Annotated in this window: 11 protein-coding genes; 6 read left to right on the forward strand and 5 right to left on the reverse strand. The window is 42.9% G+C overall.

From position 1 onward, the window contains the following. The first annotated feature begins 60 nt into the window (after nucleotides 1-60). Both JMX63_RS03125 and recD read left to right on the forward strand, forming a co-directional pair. A complete protein-coding gene (locus tag JMX63_RS03125; protein WP_201570871.1) occupies nucleotides 61-4,599 on the forward strand; it encodes a UvrD-helicase domain-containing protein in 4,539 nt (1,512 codons plus the stop codon). Nucleotides 4,600-4,673: 74 nt separating this feature from the next. Next, entirely contained in the window at nucleotides 4,674-6,884 is a 2,211-nt protein-coding gene (recD, locus tag JMX63_RS03130; RefSeq protein WP_201570872.1) for an exodeoxyribonuclease V subunit alpha, read from the forward strand. Between the two features lie 105 nt (nucleotides 6,885-6,989). On the opposite strand, the gene JMX63_RS03135 is transcribed toward recD, so the two are convergent. Together JMX63_RS03135 and JMX63_RS03140 are read right to left on the reverse strand one after the other, a co-directional pair. Next, entirely contained in the window at nucleotides 6,990-7,553 is a 564-nt protein-coding gene (locus JMX63_RS03135; protein WP_057760160.1) for a hypoxanthine-guanine phosphoribosyltransferase, read from the reverse strand. A gap of 102 nt (nucleotides 7,554-7,655) precedes the next feature. Next, nucleotides 7,656-8,324 (reverse strand): hypothetical protein, encoded by a 669-nt coding sequence (locus JMX63_RS03140; protein WP_201570873.1) that lies wholly within the window; start codon nucleotides 8,322-8,324, stop codon nucleotides 7,656-7,658. A gap of 302 nt (nucleotides 8,325-8,626) precedes the next feature. On the opposite strand from JMX63_RS03140, the gene JMX63_RS03145 reads away from it, so the two are divergent. From JMX63_RS03145 to JMX63_RS03155, 3 genes are all read left to right on the forward strand, one after another. Beyond that, on the forward strand, nucleotides 8,627-10,309 hold the full coding sequence (locus JMX63_RS03145) for a carbon starvation CstA family protein (RefSeq protein WP_102090695.1): 1,683 nt from the start codon (nucleotides 8,627-8,629) through the stop codon (nucleotides 10,307-10,309). 115 nt (nucleotides 10,310-10,424) lie between these two features. Continuing rightward, a complete protein-coding gene (locus JMX63_RS03150) occupies nucleotides 10,425-10,736 on the forward strand; it encodes a cory-CC-star protein (RefSeq protein WP_160021768.1) in 312 nt (103 codons plus the stop codon). A 73-nt stretch (nucleotides 10,737-10,809) separates the two neighbouring features. Continuing rightward, nucleotides 10,810-11,826, forward strand: coding sequence for an ArsA family ATPase (locus JMX63_RS03155; RefSeq protein ID WP_201570874.1), 1,017 nt, complete (start codon nucleotides 10,810-10,812; stop codon nucleotides 11,824-11,826). 25 nt (nucleotides 11,827-11,851) lie between these two features. Here the strand turns inward: JMX63_RS03155 and JMX63_RS03160 are convergent, their stop codons facing one another. The 3 genes from JMX63_RS03160 to JMX63_RS03170 form a co-directional block, all read right to left on the reverse strand. Then, nucleotides 11,852-13,528, reverse strand: a complete 1,677-nt coding sequence (locus JMX63_RS03160; protein ID WP_201570875.1) for a DUF3482 domain-containing protein — start codon at nucleotides 13,526-13,528, stop codon at nucleotides 11,852-11,854. 239 nt (nucleotides 13,529-13,767) lie between these two features. Beyond that, on the reverse strand, nucleotides 13,768-14,739 hold the full coding sequence (locus JMX63_RS03165) for a sterol desaturase family protein (protein WP_201570877.1): 972 nt from the start codon (nucleotides 14,737-14,739) through the stop codon (nucleotides 13,768-13,770). A gap of 220 nt (nucleotides 14,740-14,959) precedes the next feature. Then, nucleotides 14,960-16,360: a DUF2868 domain-containing protein gene (locus JMX63_RS03170; protein WP_201570878.1), complete on the reverse strand. Its 1,401-nt coding sequence runs from the start codon at nucleotides 16,358-16,360 to the stop codon at nucleotides 14,960-14,962. A 245-nt stretch (nucleotides 16,361-16,605) separates the two neighbouring features. Between JMX63_RS03170 and JMX63_RS03175 the strand changes: the two genes are divergently transcribed. Continuing rightward, nucleotides 16,606-17,397: an SDR family oxidoreductase gene (locus JMX63_RS03175; protein ID WP_265089084.1), complete on the forward strand. Its 792-nt coding sequence runs from the start codon at nucleotides 16,606-16,608 to the stop codon at nucleotides 17,395-17,397. The last annotated feature ends 31 nt before the right edge of the window (nucleotides 17,398-17,428 follow it).

Genomic DNA, 17,428 nt, shown 5'->3' on the forward strand with positions numbered 1-17,428 from the left:
TAGAATAGTTTCTTTTTGTTCTCTTGCTCTAATAAATAATAATTAAAAGTATGCGCCCATATGACAGACTTTACCGACCCAACCAATACCATTGACTTGTCTACACAACCGAATTTATTCGATGAGTATTCAGATGAGCTGCCTTCGTCTGCTGTACCTGAACGTAAAGCTGATGTCATACCAGCAGTTGAGGTTGATCTAACGGGTAAACACCTAATTGAAGCCTCAGCGGGAACGGGCAAAACTTGGACGTTGACCGGTATTGTACTGCGTCTACTGATTGAAGCGAGACGTGCGCCAGAGCAAATCATCGCCACGACTTTTACTCGATCTGCCGCTGCCGAAATGCGTCAGCGTATCCACGATCGTTTGGTAGATTTCTATCAGTTATTACAATGGATTAATAGCCTAAGTGCTGATATTAGCAATAAAGAGAGTCTCTATCCCAACATACTGCAAGTTATGCCTGAGAGTAATAAAGACGCACAAGTAGGCAGTAGTTCAGATGTAGATGCAAACGCTGAGACAGGCATTGATGATTTAAATCAAGACCTTGCTGCTGATAAGCAAGTGGCGGCTGAGAAACGTAAACAAGCAAAAAAAGACCGTGAAGATTGGCTGGTTAATCAGGCCAAATATGTGCGCTTAGACGGTATGATGCAAGATCCTATCAACCTGCATCTCGTCGGTTATTTGCTAGATCATGTGTACAGTTACCCAATGGCTGAAGCTATCAGACGTACCGCACTGGTACTCACTACATTGGATAAGCTGTTTGTAGGTACGCTCGATAGTTTGGCGCAAAAATGGTTGACGGAGTACAGTAGCGAGACTGGTCACCAGCAGGGCATGGGGATTATTGAAGACAGCAGTATTGAACAAGTTACCGATAGCATTGTTCATGATGAGCTGCGTCAGTTTCAGAGCCGATTATACTATGAGCAGCCTAAACTTTACGCGCTAATGGATCAGCAAGGTAAACTGTCTGCAGTGGGCGATCATAAGAAATATGTGACGCGCTCACTCAACTTTATCTCTGCGCCGATTGATGAGATAAGGATTGAGAAAAGCTTTGACTTTGATGCATACGAAGAGCTAATCAATGAGTTTTCTCAGTTAGATTTAGCTGATATCCAGCCTTATTTAAATCCTGATTATAGAAAGTCTCAAGGGTTTCGTGGTGGTTCTAATTTAACCAAACAGTTTAATGCCATTATCGAGGTGCATCAAAAGATATCGCAGTATCAGATGACATTTAATAGCTATTTAAATGAGAGCGAAAACAAGATTCTGACATCATTGCAGGATTCTAGATATCCCGATGAAGATGGCAAAATTAAGAACTTTAATAAGAATAAAGAAAAAGAGCATCAGACGCTTTTTGAGTTAGAGACTATTAGTAAGTTAATGGCTATCTTAGAGATGCTTGATAGTTTAAATCAGCATATTTTGTTGGTATTAGCCAATCTTAACCGTCATATTGTGCTGGCTGTGCGTAATAGACTACCAGTAATTTTAGAAGAGCGCGGCGAGACGACCTTTAGTTTGCAGATGGTACGCTTAAACCAAGCATTGACTGGCCGCCAAGGAGATAAGCTGGCGCGTTATATTCGTCATCATTATCCTGTGGCATTGATTGATGAGTCGCAAGATATCAATGGCGAGCAAGCCATTATGATTGAAAGCATTTATTTGCCAAAGAATAAGCGTAAACAGTCGGACAATGACAAGCAGTCAACCACTAAAAAAGCCAATAATGAGTTTCTGCTATTGGTTGGTGATCCCAAACAGGCTATTTATGGGTTTCGTGGCGGTGATGTGGCCAACTATAACTATATGAAAGCCCAGTTTGACAAAAGTACCTTTTGGACACTTGATATCAATCGCCGTTCAAATGCCGGTGTGATTAACGCATTGAACTGCTGGTTTGGCATGGCGGATGCAGCAACTGCTGAGAATAAGCTGTCGCAGTTGGGTACTGGGATTCATTACCAATATATCAAAGCAGCAAAACCGGAATATGAGCTGTCTTGGTTTAATGCGTCAGATAGTCTGGATGATGTGCTGGTGACAGAGGTGCTTTCTGCTCAGCCAGTGAGCTTATTGCACCTGCCTTATGACAAGGACAAAGAGTTTGATTATGATGAACATGAAATAACAGCTCGCCATATAGCCACTTTGCTTAATAGTGGTCAGACACTTAAAGGCAAGCCGATTCAGCCGAGTGATATTGGGGTGCTGGCACGTGCCAAAAAAGATCTGAAAAGGGTCGAAGATGAGCTGGTAAAACTGAATGTGCCGACCTTGACTACCAGTGATGTCAGTATCTTTGAGACTATTATGGCAGAAGATGTGGCGGCATTGCTAAGTGCCATGTTATACCCGTATCGTCATGACATGATTAATCGGGTGTTGACCAGTCACCTATATGGACTGAGTATCAAAAACATCAAAGCCATGATGACGGACCATGAGTCAGGCGTTACTGAGGGCAGCAGTACGCCAAGCGCCCATTCACAAAACTCTAATTCGAAAGACCTCCCAGCCAATGAAGCTACTAATACTAAAAAAAGCTATCAAGACTTTATTACCTATCTAAAAGAAGGGGCACAGCGTTGGCAGCACTTTGGCATATTATCGGCGCTACATTATTTATTAGATAAAAGCCCTGTGCAGCCGCAAGGCGTATGGCAGGCCCTAGCTGCTCATCCAGAAGGTGATCGTCATATCATGGACTTGCGTCATGTAATGGACATCTTGGCGCAGTATGGCTTAGGCATGGGTGAGTATGAGCTACTAGCGTGGTTCAGACAGCAGATAGATACAGCACCCAACAGTGATTGGGCTAAGCAATATCCGCTACCGACAGAGTCTGGTGTGCAATTGATGACTATTCATAAGTCAAAAGGGCTTGAGTTCCCTATTGTCTATGTATTGGGAATGGGTGACGCCAGTAGGAAGTCTGGCAATAAGGAAGACTATGGGCTGTATCTATATAACGCGCAACAAGCGCCTTCAGCGCTAGTGCGGCAGTCGATAGAAGTACAGCAATCGCTAGATAGTCAATCGACGGGAAATCAGCGCCGCTTCTCACCACTGCAAGGCTCTGCCACAGTTGAGGATTACTATACTGATATCGAAACACAAGAAGGTTTTGATGAGATAAGACGGCTTGGTTATGTGGCATTTACTCGGGCCAGTGAGCAGCTGTATGTGGTGCTGCGAGATCCGAGTAACAAGACAGGATTTGAGCTAAAGCCAGTTTTTTATTGGTTCGAGTCTGAAGAGGCCAAGTTTGAATTGCCTGATAGGCTCAAAGGTACTATAGGCATGCTCAGAGGGCATAAAGTTAATGAGTTTTATGACAGTAATTACGCAAGCATTGATGCTCAATCAGCAGGCGTAAATGACAATGTTCAGATGACTGCTACCAAGTTAAATGTTCATAAGCCTACGACAGAGGCTATTGAGTACGCGCCCTTTGCAGAGGTGATGAAAACCAATTATTTTTATGGCTGGGCCAAGACCAGTTTTACCGCCTTAGCGCGTCAGCTAGATGAATCTACACAAGCAATGGTGATAGTGGATGAGCGTATTGATGATGCGATAGATATTGATATGACAGAGTCTTCTGTTTCAGACCTCCCTTTACTTAATAACGACGAGTCTCTCGAACAAGACGGTGAACTCAGTCCCAAGTTAGAAGATGATATCCGCTTTACCTTTGTCAAAGGTGCCAATGCCGGTACGTTTTTGCATGAGATATTTGAACAAATAGATTTCACCAATAAAGCCCAGTGGCCTCAGGTTATTGATAGAGCGATTAGTAGCTATCAGTTGCCGCTGATATATAGCAGTGCGGAACAGCAGAGCCGCAGATCACAAGACAAAAAACAAAGAGATAGTGATGGGTTTGATCTTGAGTCAATAGATACAACGAAGCATGAGGCATTAGTTAATTGGATTGAAGAAGTGCTGCATGCGCCACTATTGGCTTCCAATCAACCCTTGATTGCTCTTGATAAAGGTAAGCGATTTGCCGAGTTAGAGTTCAATATGGGGTTGTCAGAGAATTTTAAAGCACAGGATATTAGTAAGCTTTTTCAACGGTATTTACCTGACGAGGCAGATAAACACGTTACTCTAGTGCCACAAAATAAAGCACATCTGTATCGTTATCTGCGTGGTGAGATTGACTTGGTGTATGAGCATGCTGGCAAGTATTATGTGGTCGATTATAAGAGTAACTTTCTAGGAAATAGCCTAAGCGATTACAATGAAGATACCCTCAAAAAAGCAATGTCCAAGGCGGGGTACTGGCTACAAGCAGCAATCTATCAAGTAGCATTGCATCGGTTCCTTGCTATGAGAATCAGTGATTATACGGGTAACGAAGATAAGTACTTAGGCGCTGTAGAGTACGTATTTTTACGCGGTGTGTATGACCCGAATGCTAAAATCGCTGACACTACATCTAAAGATAATAATAAGCCTAGCAGTAACAACTTAGAGAATCATAACTGCTATGGATTGGTCACTTGGGATATTCCTATCGACTTTATTAAAGGTTTAGACGCACTATTTGGCCTGCCGGATTAATAAACCTTATATAGCAATTAGATAGATAAAAATTTTTATGGCAGTTAATCAGATTAAAAAGAGATAAATATACGATGAGTAATAATAACAATAAGAGCAAGTCAGCCATTAGTTTACAAGAGAGCTGGGCAAGTAATCTCAGTGATTATATTTTGCTGCGCCGTCAGCAAACACATGTAGCATATGACGCGGCAGATGCAAAAACAAACGATGAAAATAGAAGAATCGATAAGTCAAAAGATAGCGATTTATTTACTGCTCTATTCGTTATTTTAGCGGCTCATTTGGAAGAGGGGCATACTGTATTAACTGTCGATACAGCCGATCATGGAGCTCCCATGCAAGGTCAGATTAATGGGGAAGTAGTCACGTTATATGCATGGCAGCAGCAATTATTGGGGATACTGGCAACACCAATTTTTGCGCTGATTGATACTCAGATAAAAACGCAAATAGACACGCAATCAAACGATGATACTACAACGGAGATATCGCTATTTGTATTACTAGATACTTTGTTTGGTCAGCGAGATTACCTGTGGGCGCAGCTAGCACTTAGTAATCATGAAAAAGAGACGTTGATCAAACGTTTTAATGCGATAACTACGTTATATCATCGCTTGAAAAATAGCGACTTAAATACTTTCGTTCATTCAATCCATGAGCATGCTTTATTTGCTAACGTTGAGGCAAATACTAATTATAACAACTATCAAAATAGCCTAAGCAAAAATAATCAACCGATTATTTACAACATAGCTAAAAGTGAACAAACTCGAAGTTCGAAAATCACATTTTGGTTACACCGTGCTTGGCAAGCAGAGTTTAATTTAGCAAAAAATATCAACAATATCTTAAATCAGCAAGTAAGTCCTTTACAGATAGCAATACCTGAAAACCTTCATGAGCACCAAGTGAAGGCAATCAATGTCGCTAATAATAATGCGTTTAGTATTATTACTGGTGGTCCAGGCACAGGTAAAACATATACCGTGGCTCAATTAGTTATCGCGTTACAACAGGCGACAGAGAGTAGGGGAGATGAGTCTGAACATATTAGGTTTAGCACAGACAGTGCTAGTCTAGCATTAGCAGCGCCGACGGGTAAGGCTGCCCAGCGTATGCAAGAGTCTCTACAGGCGGCTTTAGATGACGCAAATGTAGAGCTGCAGTTGCAAGAGGCAAAAACCATCCATCGTCTACTAGGTATCGGTCGAACGGGTAGACCGCGCTACGATGCCAACAACCCACTCGGTGAAGATATTATTATCGTTGATGAGGCATCTATGCTCGGAGTTGAGTTGGCCAATTATCTTGTGAGCGCGGTAAAGCCAGGTGCTAGGCTAATATTATTAGGAGATGCGAACCAGTTGGCAGCAGTCGATGCAGGAGCAGTATTGGCTGATCTCTGTCGCATTCCGCTACTGCAACCTATTCACGCAGAGCTAACCGAGAGCCGCCGATTTAGCGCCGAGTCAGGTATCGGTAAACTGGCCACTCAAATCAATAAAGCAGAGACAAATCTTCAAGCTATTTGGCAATTATTAAGGCAAGACGCTGCTTTGAGTTTTCGATATGTTAATACGTTACAAGCAGAGTCTATATTAAATAACAAAATAGAAAATAGCCTAAGCAAAGAAAAAATTGTTTCAAAGATATCTAAAAATTACCAATCATACGTGAATAAAGTTAAAAATTTACTAAAAAATCCAATAGAAAAATCCGTACCAGAATCAGTTAAAAATACTACCACTTCGTTGATGGAGGTATTTAATCAATTTAGAATCTTAACCGCTGGCCACAATGGTGAATGGGGCGACCACTATATCAATAACTACCTTACTCAGTGGCATCTTGCTGAGCTAAAGTTACCATTGGGTCAAAACACATGGTTCCATGGACGTCCTGTTATGATGCTACAAAATAACTATGAGCTTGGGCTATTTAATGGGGATATTGGTTTCTGCTTACAAACATCAGATGAAAGGAGCCAATTAGAAGTGTTCTTTGAAAATAAGACACAAGGAATAGCTATTAATTTGCTAAATGAAGAGGTGATAGCCACGGCATATGCAATGACCATTCATAAGTCGCAAGGATCTGAATTTGATCATGTTGCTATTACTTTTGATAACAGCCATGCAAGATTGCTAAGCAAAGAGCTTATCTATACAGCAGTGACTCGTGCTAAGAAGCAGGTAACGATATATAGTACCAAACACGCTTTAGAAAAAGCGGTTCAAACACCAACTGAACGCCATACTGGTTTGGCATTACAGTTTTAACGATTCATTCAAGTTGTTGTCGGCGCAATAAGTCAGCGCAATAAAAAAGCATCCAAATTGGATGCTTTTTTAGGACTTAACTATTTTAATCAATTAAGTCTAGAATTAAACTTTGTCTTCTTTGATTGCATAGATACCTGGCAGGTGACGCAAGTAACCATGGAAATCCATACCACAACCGTAAACATAGCGATCTGCAACATCAATACCCACAAAATCTACATCAAAATCTGCAACTTTGCGATCATGTTGCTTGTTAAGCAAGACACAAGACTCAAGTGATAGAGGCTTTTCTTTGCTTAATTCTTCAACAACTGCTTTTAGGGTAATACCTTCGTCAAAGATGTCGTCAATCAACAATACGTGCTCACCTTCGATACTAACATCAGGCTTGAATTTCCAATCAAGCTCGTTAGTACCTTCGTTATCACGATAACGAGTCGCATGGATATAGTGCATGCGATGGTAGAACGTAAGATGTGTCAGTAGTTGACCAGCTGGGATCAAGCCGCCGTTCATCACGACCATGACAATTGGGTTTAGACCAGCATAATGTAGATTGAGCTGAGCGGCCAAACGCTCATAAGCAGCAGCTACTTCGATACTGCTGATAAGGCACTCTGAGTTGCGTAAGGTTTTTTCAATTTCTTGGTTACTGATTTGGGTCATCGGGTGCGCCTTTGGTAAAAAGTGCCGCTTATTTTAGCAAATTTTAGTGAATTTGCCCAACGTCATATGACTTTTGGGACAAAATTAATCCAACTTTTAGGGTTATTCTGGCTTTTCTATAATAAATGGACGGTAATAGTTGGCCAATCTATTCAATGAGTCATTTGGTAGGTCAGGTAATAGCTTATTAAGTGCCATACTCATGCCTTTATCAATTGCCGATTTCGCAACTGGAACTGACTTACGCTTGATCATGCCTAGCTTCAATGTCTCGGCATAACGACTGATGAAGTGGGTCAATGTTTCTTCGTTCATGGTTTCGAGTGCTGTTTTAAATTTGACTCTATCTACATGCTCAGGCGTGATAGCAGCAAAACCTTCAGTGATGGTATTGGCATCTTTTTCTGACAGTTTAAAGCCGACACGTTTAACACCTTCATTATCAATAAAGGTTGCATGATCTCTTAGAAAATGAAAACTTGGTAACACGTCTTTGTTGTTTTCTTTACCCAGTAAGACATTAAGCAAAGTATCTGTTGCGCGTTCAATTGTTCCAACAATTTTGCGCATAGAGGCTTGGCGCTCAGGGTTAGGAATAATATCTACCAAACCAACCAATAAATTATCAGTAAGATCACGCGCTGTCTGATGCGTAAGAGCATCGCGATAAGGGTAGTACTCTACATTCTCATTTGAAGCAACGACTTGTTCGGCCTCACTGATTAAAGCTTTTAATTTATCTGAGGGTACGAATCCAAAATAATGTGCCATTGCACTTCCTTTATTTGTTGTTTTTTATGTCTTACTTGCGTTACATTTATCACCAAATCGGTTATTATTTAAACAAAGTTTTAGTCTCAGGCTCATCATACCAAATGCTGATTAGTGACATGCCCTAGTTATAAGATAAATGACTTTGTTGATTGGTAATAATTTTGCAAATTGCTAGAATTTACCTAAACGATAGATGAGCTGAGTCACTCATCGCACACTAATTTAGCATATTTTTCATATTTTAATTCAAAAAGCTTGAACTTATAAGGCTATTGACTACTTGTCTAGGGAGAGATGAGATGAATAGTGCTATTGTACTACTATTCGCCGTTGCCGCTATGCTCTGCGGCTACGTGTTTTATTCAAAATTTATCGCCACCAAAATTTTAGCATTGGACAACAGCCGTCCTACACCCGCACATACGATGAAAGATGGGATCGATTATGTTCCCACCAATAAGTATGTGTTGTGGGGGCATCACTTTACGTCAGTAGCAGGGGCTGCACCAATTATCGGTCCTGCCATTGCGGTTATTTGGGGCTGGGTGCCTGCCATTATTTGGGTAGTGGTAGGTACTATCTTTATGGCTGGCGTACATGATATGTCTGCTATTTGGGCAAGTATGCGTAATAGAGGTCAGTCGATTGGCTCTATTGCTGGTACTGTCATGGGCACACGTGTTCGCAGCTTGATGATGGTTGTCATCTTCTTATTACTACTGATGGTCAATGCTGTATTTGGCGTAGCTATTGCCAATATGATGATCAAGACGCCATCTGCGGTATTGCCAGTTTGGGGTGCCTTAGTGGTTGCCTTTATCATCGGGCAGTGTATCTATCGCTACAATATGAATTTGGTCTGGGTGTCCATTATCGGGGTAACGGCCTTGTACGGGCTTATTTATCTTGGCCCTATGTTCCCGATTGTGTTACCTGAGACCGTTATGGGTTTGCCTGATAACGCGGTATGGATCTTGATTTTGTTCGCCTATGCGGCGATTGCGTCGTTGTTGCCCGTATGGATGCTGCTTCAACCGCGTGATTATATTAATGGCTTACAGTTATTTGTCGGTTTGATTCTACTATATGCTGCTATTTTCATTGGCACGCCTAATATTGTCGCGCCAGCAGTTAACACTGCATTACCAGCGGATACACCGTCACTTCTACCATTGTTGTTTGTGACAATTGCTTGTGGTGCTATATCAGGTTTCCATGGTTTAGTCGCCACAGGGACTACTTCTAAGCAGATTGATAAAGAAGAAGACGTTCGTTTCGTTGGTTACTTCGGTGCATTGGGTGAGGGTATGCTAGCGCTTGGAGCAATCCTTGCAGCAACCGCAGGTTTTGCGACTCTTGGTGATTGGCAAGCGGTCTACCAAAAGTTCGGTGATGGCTCTATCGGTGCGTTCATCGACGGCGGTGCGACCATCTTGAATGCAGGCGTTGGTATCGATATGGTGCTATCACAGACCATGCTTACGGTAATGGCTGCATTGTTTGCTGGTACTACGATGGATACTGGCGTACGTTTACAACGTTATATCTTCCAAGAATTTGGTGAATTTTATAATTTACCAATACTGAATAAGAGTGTCGTTGCAACGTTACTTGCTGTCGGAAGCTGTTTGTTATTAGCGTTCGGTGCTGGTGGTATCGATGGCGCGGGTGGTATGATTATTTGGCCGCTATTTGGTACAACCAACCAGTTAATGGCTGCTTTAACCTTGATGATCGTTACCATTATCTTGTTACGTAAGGGCAAGCCAGTTTGGTACACCTTAGCACCATTGTCGTTCTTGTTGGTTATGACCGTCTTTGCACTATTGATTCAGCTCAAAACCTTCTTTACTGATGGTAATTGGCTACTTATTATTATGGATATTATTATCTTAATCGCGACCATTTTGGTGACGTTTGAGAGTTTGTCTGTACTACGCAAAGAGTGGTCACTACATAAAGGTAAAAGCGGTGAGGTTTAAACGTTAAACCATATTGAGTGTCTGTTTAATAAAAAACGCTAGCAGCAATTGCTGGCGTTTTTTGTATCATATAGGCATGATAGATCATAAGAATTAAGTAAAATACGAGTACATTATGGAAAATAAAAACACATCAGATAATATAGAAAACGTTCAACCACTAGAGAACACTCAACCATGGTGGCAACGGTTTAAGAGTGGATTAAATGAGTTTTATCATGCGCCTTATCGTCAGACGATGGCACGAGCGGCACGTGATGAAGAAGATTTTTTTATGTTGCTCATGTTTGCTGAGAGTTTGGGGATTGATAATCCCGCCAGCTTTTATACATTAGAGCTACAACCATTATTTTTAGAGAACTTTCATGAGTGGCATACACGTATGGGGATGGATAGATGTCCATTTGACCACGTTGGGTGCTGCTAACAGTAGTGGATTGACTATATAAAAAAGTAGCTAAGCATTTATTAGATAATGAGATAAAATACGAGATAACGATATGGCATTACACCCTTTACATGGATTGGTAGAGCAGTTAGAGATACAACCGATTATATTTATCGGCGGCAAAGGTGGTGTAGGGAAGACCACCACGGCAGCAGCTCTAGCCAGCTACTATGCAAGCCAGCAGCAAAAAACCTTAATTGTCTCAACCGATCCAGCACATAGTTTGGGCGATGTATTGAATGTACGACTCAATAATGAGAAAACGGTAATATCACCTTATCTAGATGCGATTGAGTTAAATCCTGACGTGATTGTCGATGAACATTTTGCTCAAGTCGAACGTACGATTAAAGCTTATGCCAACCCAGATATGATGCCCAAAATTCGTGAGCATCTGAGGTTATCGAAGTCGGCACCTGGCGCTCAAGAAGCCGCGATGCTCGAATCCATGTGTCACCATTTAGTCGAAGCGGCAGATGCTGGGTATGAACACATCATCTTTGATACCGCACCGACAGGTCATACTTTGCGATTATTGGTATTACCAGAAATGATGGGGGCGTGGACGGATGGGCTGCTTGCACAGCAGCGACGACAGGCCAAACTACGTTCGGTGGCGACACACTTGGATAGTCACAATCAGAAAAACAGCGCTCAAAAGAACGATGTAGCCAATCCCTTTGCAGCCAAAAAATCCGACCGTTGGGAGCAAGCTGTCTCCGTATTAGAAAAGCGCAAGCAATTGTTCCGCCAAGCAGGGTTGCTACTACATGACCGTACACAAACAGCGATTGTGTTGGTGATGACCGCTGACGTCTTACCATTGGCTGAGACCAAGCGCGCTATCGAGCAATTGGAAGATAGTAAGCTCATGCCAGCAGCAATCGTCATCAATCAGCTGATAACGCCTACTCAGTCTGATAGCTTTTGGCAGCAGCGTGCGGATAGACAACAGCAAATTATGCAAGATATCGAACAAAGCTTTACCAAGTACCCGCTGTATCCGATTTACCTGCAACAGACAGATGTACGCGGCACAGATGCATTGAGTGCTTTGTTAAGTGTATAAAGTGCATAGATAGTTCGCTGGTCATTTATGACTCACGCTTATACGACTGCAGCTTACCTGACAGCGACCATGCCATGTCTGTGCGTAATAACTGAGCTTGTTCGGACTTGCCGCTGCTAAGCGACGACCATTGTGGTTTACCACGCGCTTTTTTGAGCTCACTTGGTAATTTATGAGTTGGCCATACAGTAATTGGATTATTGTCTTCATCTGCATGGTCACCGTCGTCAGTTAGCGACGTTCCAAGACTGCTGTTTTCGCCCTTATATAATAACTGAGTGGCGTCTGTAGCAGCATGACCACGATGACGTAATGCCGTAAGTAAGTCTAATGCTCGCGTGGCTAATAGCGTCAACGTCGCAGGATCGATATATAAGCGTTTTACCCCAGTAATCCTATCGGCAATACTGCTGGTGTTTGATAGCAACCCGCCTGCGATACCACCTATTGCGGCACCCAATCCCAGTGTCGTACCTAGGGCTGCTGCATCGATACCTAGTCCTAGAAGCGCACCTGCTGCTGCACCAGAAGTGGTACGAATGCCGTAGCTTTTGAGTAGTTCAGGGTCGAATGGGTCTTGTTGATAGGCTTGTAGTTCAAGCGGTGTTGCTGCGACGGCATTATCATAAAACTTATAAAGGTTCAGGAGATTGTGCTGCATCGCACGTTCACTTTGCCTAACGGCTTCTTGCATTTGCTGTAGTACAGGAAGTGGGTCGTCATCTTCATTGATCTCGCGTACAAAGGCAGCAACATTCAATAAAAAATCAGCGATGATAATATTGGCCTCGTCATACAGCTGCGCCCAATCCTCAGTTCGACGTTGCATCAGCTGCTCAAGCATCTCAGAGTGGGTGAGCATAGTGGCTAGGTTTTTCCATAGACGCATCTCATCTTCAAACTCAAACGCGACCGAATCGAAACGCGTTGAAATATGCAGATTGCGTCTTGCCAGCATCGTCTGCCAGTCGTCGATATTGGCATTCTGGCTGTCGGTAAAATTAAAAACAGGCATCACGGGGATAGCAGCCCAAGACAAAATCGCTAGCTCATCTTTGTATTTACCCAATACAGGCTCACGAGCATCTACTACGTAGATGGCCATATCACTTGTCAGCAGCTGACGAATTACTTTGGCTTCTTGACTATAATCATAGGGCAAGTCATAACTGTCTGCACCTTGAGCGACATCCGCCGCCAAAAACTGTTGCAATCGTTCAATACCATCACGGCGACTGGCGGTATTGTCCTCTAGCCAATCCATAAGCCCTGAAGCATCTTCCAGACCAGGTGTATCGTATAGCGCTACCAGCACCTCACCAGTTCGGCTGTCTGTCAGCTGTGCTTGCTCGACGTGACGTGTGGTTGCAGCCTCGTTTTTGACTTCACCAAAATATACGTCACGCAGTAATGTGCGCAGTATAGAGGTTTTGCCTGTATTAGTATGACCGACGACCGCCAATTTAAGCGGTTCACCAGTGGCAATGGTTTTCTTTGTTACCCTTGCCATTGATGCTGTCATTGCTGATGCTTCGGTTGATACAGGTTGATTATCCTGAGTAGCTATTGACTGAGCTACTGTGGATTTTGAGGTGTTATCTGAAGGAATACTTGAGACATCAGGGGTTGGCTCATAAGTCTTGTCCGCAAAGAGACCTGCAGGCTTATTATTCTCATGATTATTTTTATTGTCATTATTCATAGTAACGTCTTATATTTATTGATGGCAAAAACACATAGTAGCCATTTATTGTAAAACAAATCTGATTGGGTATCGGTTATGAATGCGTATTGTCATATCATAAATCGTAGTCCACGCATTTATAATCAGGCTCTAGTCGGTTCAATATAATTTGGATACAAGGAAGGCGAGTGAAAGCACTACAAATAGTAGGCTAAGCGAGACTAACACCGTATCCAATTTATAGAGAATTGACTATATTAGACAGCACTTGGTGGACGCAGCAGTACTTTTAGCTTTTTCTTTAACCCTTTGGCTCGAAAAAACCGCTGCCACATACGGTAAAAGACCCCAAATATCAGGCTGATGATATTGTCATGGCTGGCTTCACCAACCGCACCGTACTGGACGGGGTTATTGATGGTATCTTCTTCTACGTAAGTCCCAAACCAACGATCAAAAATAATGAGAACGCCGCCGTAATTTTGGTCAATATATTCGTCGTTGGTACCATGATGGGCACGGTGATTGGATGGGGTATCAAAAACATACTCCACCCATTTGGGGAATTTTCCCACGGTTTCGGTATGGATAAAGAATTGATAAATCAAATCTAACGCATAAAAGAAGAATACCCAGACTGGATGAACCCCTAGCATCATCAGCGGGACAAAGAATAACCACCAACCCGTCACTGAGTAAAGCAGGCTTTGACGCATGGCGGTGGACAGATTCATATGATCATCTGAATGATGCACGACATGCGCTGACCAAAACCAATTCATACGGTGTGACGCACGATGGAACCAGTAATAGCTAAACTCAACCGCAACGAATATAGGGATGGCGGTAAGCCATGTCACCTCAATAGTAAATAAGCGATATTGATATAACCATAAGCAGATAGGTATGACGATAAGCGCTTGGACAATCAATTCAAACCCTAAATAAGAGCCGCCTAAGCTAAAATTGGTCATTGCACGGCGCCAACTAAAGCTTTTACTATTGCCACGCTTGGACTGATATAGCCATTCTGCCAAAAATAACAAGAAAAATGGACCGCCAGCCAGCGGAAGCAGCCACTCTTGCCAATACGCGGGCAGAATGCTCGCCAGCAGTGGCTGCCACGACTCTGGCGCAGCCGTTAAGATACTTTGGTTTAACGCCTCTCGGTAACCATCCAATAGTTGACCATACTGACCTAGGGCCATAAGGGAATTGTCTGCTGCCATCTTGGGCTCCTAGCCACTATAAAACATCCTTGTCGTCTTGATATGACGTCACAGCTATCAAAAAACTGCTTTAACCGCTGTCATATGAATGACTCTACTCATTGATGATAAATAGAACCACTCATCTATAATATTTATTTATTGTATATCATGCTAGTCATAATGATAAGTTCATATATGAAAAATAGATTGCAAGTAATAGATTAAAAATTAGAATGTATTAAGCATCTATATCAACCAAGCCAATTTTTCGTGCAGAGAGTGCCGTTTGCCACTGCTGATAACGAACCACTTGTTTGTCTGATGGCTCATCATCGGTACGAGCATCAGTCAACCCTGTAGAAACGCTGTTATCACTAAGCAGTTGTACGATAAGCCCATCTTTTGCATGAGCAGCGATTTGATCGAGTTTGCGTAGCGTACCGCGGTCGGGCAGTGCATTGCTATGAATGCCAAGTAAAACTTGCACCGGATGCGCATCTAAGTAGTTTTTAAGCCGTGTCATATCATCACGGTCATCGACGATACCAAAATCTTCAATCTCGCTTAATTTTTCAAGACTATGGCTGCTGCCATCAAGACCTGACTGCCACCATTTGTCCTGATCTGCAGGGTATTCAAGCAGAGCAACTAACTTCTTGCCCGCACTGACCGTCGCCTTTGGAGCGATCGGGGCTGGCGCCTCAGTAAAGTCATCAGCATCCACCACATGCCGCTGCCAAAAGTTTAGGATTTTTTGATAATAGGGCTGTTTGATATCCAAACGCATTTTTTTGCGGCGGAACATCAATGCACAGAACGCCCATGCTATCGCTCGCGGTACAATACCGTACATCAGCAAGCTACCGACCAGTAATCCTGCCCATTGCCTTGCAACAGACAGTGGCATGGCTTCAGTGACAAGCCTGCTCTGTGCGATTGCCGTACTGTCTGGCACACCAAATCCTACCATACTCGGTAGCCAGCCTAATACTTGAGTCAAGCTCACCAGTGCCTGATCAGAGAGTAATGTTGACTCCCAGCTAAAGCTATACTGACGTACAACCAGCAAAAATATAATCGCAAGCAGCATACCGGTCAATGTCGCAAGCCATAACTGATGGCTAAACCGTCCCAAATACCAACGCATACCGCTGTGCTGCAACTGGCGCTCATACAGATCGACGGCAGCCTTAGTCACATCATCTTTACCACGTATGAGATAACTCGGACTGACAAAGCTCGCAAACCAACTGGGCGCTTGCTGATCTCGATTGACAAGTGTCATGAAAAGCCAGCCGCCAAGCATAATGGTATGAAAACCAAGTAGACAGACCAACACATAAAAGAAATTCACAACATTAGACTGCAATAGCGTGAATAACCCCAAAAATCCTGAGATACACCATACCACGCTCATAACGATCATAATGCCTTTTATACGACCGTCAATCTTGCCTAGCACACGCGCAAGCGCCCCGTTACTATCTATACGTGATGCCCGTCGATGCAGCTTTTGAATAGGCGTACCGTCCTCGCCCTGTAGCTTTTCCGTGATTAATAACGAGTCAGTGGCAAAGACGTGCTGATCGGTCTCTAAAGCACGTACCAGCTCGGTCAGTTGATCTTGGGGTGATAGCATAATGCGATAATATCCGTATGAAGGTGTCAATATAAGAAATAGCAATCCGAAAACAGTCGCTTTAATCGTTATAGATTATTGTAGCGTATATAGAATGAGGATGACTTGTATTATTTCTATCATAGTAAACGCTTATAAAATCAGCCAAAATAAATATATAAAACCAAATCGTGTCAAAAAACGTATCAAAGAGACATATCAAAGAGACATATCAAAGAGACATATCAAAAAAAGGAAGGTGCCATATGAATAACGAAATGAATAATAAAACCTATCTTATCATCGGTGGAACAGGCGGCATTGGTCAAGCCATGGTACAGCAGCTAATACAAAAAACGACTGCTAATCAAACGGACAGTCAATCTAATCAAAGCCATCGCACACAAGTCTTCGCCACTTATCATCGCAATAAGCCAAACATTGAAGCAGAAAACCTGCACTGGCTGCCAATGGACGTCAGTGATGAGGACAGCATCAAAAAAGCTGCCGATACCATTAAACAGATGGTCGGTCATGTGGATTGGGTGATCAACTGTGTGGGATTACTACATACGGCGACAGCGCAGCCAGAAAAGGCCTTGCGACAGATGGAAACAGAGTTCTTTTTGCAAAATATGCAAATCAATGCGCTAGCCAGTTTACTGATAGCCAAACACATCAAACCGTTGCTCGCCAAGGCTAATCGAAGCGCCAATCATCCTGCTGTTTTTGCGACCGTATCAGCCCGCGTCGGTAGCATCACTGACAATCAACTAGGCGGCTGGTATAGCTATAGAATAAGTAAGGCGGCTCTTAATATGGGGATGAAAAACTTAAGTATTGAATGGAGCAGATCACTTAAAGATGTATGCGTGGTCGTTATGCAACCAGGCACCGTGAATACCCAACTTTCCGCGCCGTTTCAAGGCAATGTCGCTGAAGGACATCTGTTCTCGCCAGCGTATAGCGCAGAATGCTTATTGGAGGTGCTCTCAGAGATGACTGCTACCCAGTCAGGCAGTTTTGTCGATTGGGCTGGAGAGTCAATACCTTGGTAGTCGTTAAACTGACGCTAGCGTACTAGTGAGC

The organism is Psychrobacter nivimaris, from assembly GCF_904846365.1.
GTDB classification, from domain to species: Bacteria; Pseudomonadota; Gammaproteobacteria; order Pseudomonadales; family Moraxellaceae; genus Psychrobacter; species Psychrobacter nivimaris_B.

Coding starts and splice junctions, on each gene's coding strand:
- JMX63_RS03160 (WP_201570875.1), bottom strand. CDS start 13,528: ATGAATAATGACAATAAAAATAATCATGAGAATAATAAGCCTGCAGGT.
- JMX63_RS03140 (WP_201570873.1), bottom strand. CDS start 8,324: ATGGCACATTATTTTGGATTCGTACCCTCAGATAAATTAAAAGCTTTA.
- JMX63_RS03175 (WP_265089084.1), top strand. CDS start 16,606: ATGAATAACGAAATGAATAATAAAACCTATCTTATCATCGGTGGAACA.
- JMX63_RS03135 (WP_057760160.1), bottom strand. CDS start 7,553: ATGACCCAAATCAGTAACCAAGAAATTGAAAAAACCTTACGCAACTCA.
- JMX63_RS03150 (WP_160021768.1), top strand. CDS start 10,425: ATGGAAAATAAAAACACATCAGATAATATAGAAAACGTTCAACCACTA.
- JMX63_RS03170 (WP_201570878.1), bottom strand. CDS start 16,360: ATGCTATCACCCCAAGATCAACTGACCGAGCTGGTACGTGCTTTAGAG.
- JMX63_RS03155 (WP_201570874.1), top strand. CDS start 10,810: ATGGCATTACACCCTTTACATGGATTGGTAGAGCAGTTAGAGATACAA.
- recD (WP_201570872.1), top strand. CDS start 4,674: ATGAGTAATAATAACAATAAGAGCAAGTCAGCCATTAGTTTACAAGAG.
- JMX63_RS03145 (WP_102090695.1), top strand. CDS start 8,627: ATGAATAGTGCTATTGTACTACTATTCGCCGTTGCCGCTATGCTCTGC.
- JMX63_RS03125 (WP_201570871.1), top strand. CDS start 61: ATGACAGACTTTACCGACCCAACCAATACCATTGACTTGTCTACACAA.
- JMX63_RS03165 (WP_201570877.1), bottom strand. CDS start 14,739: ATGGCAGCAGACAATTCCCTTATGGCCCTAGGTCAGTATGGTCAACTA.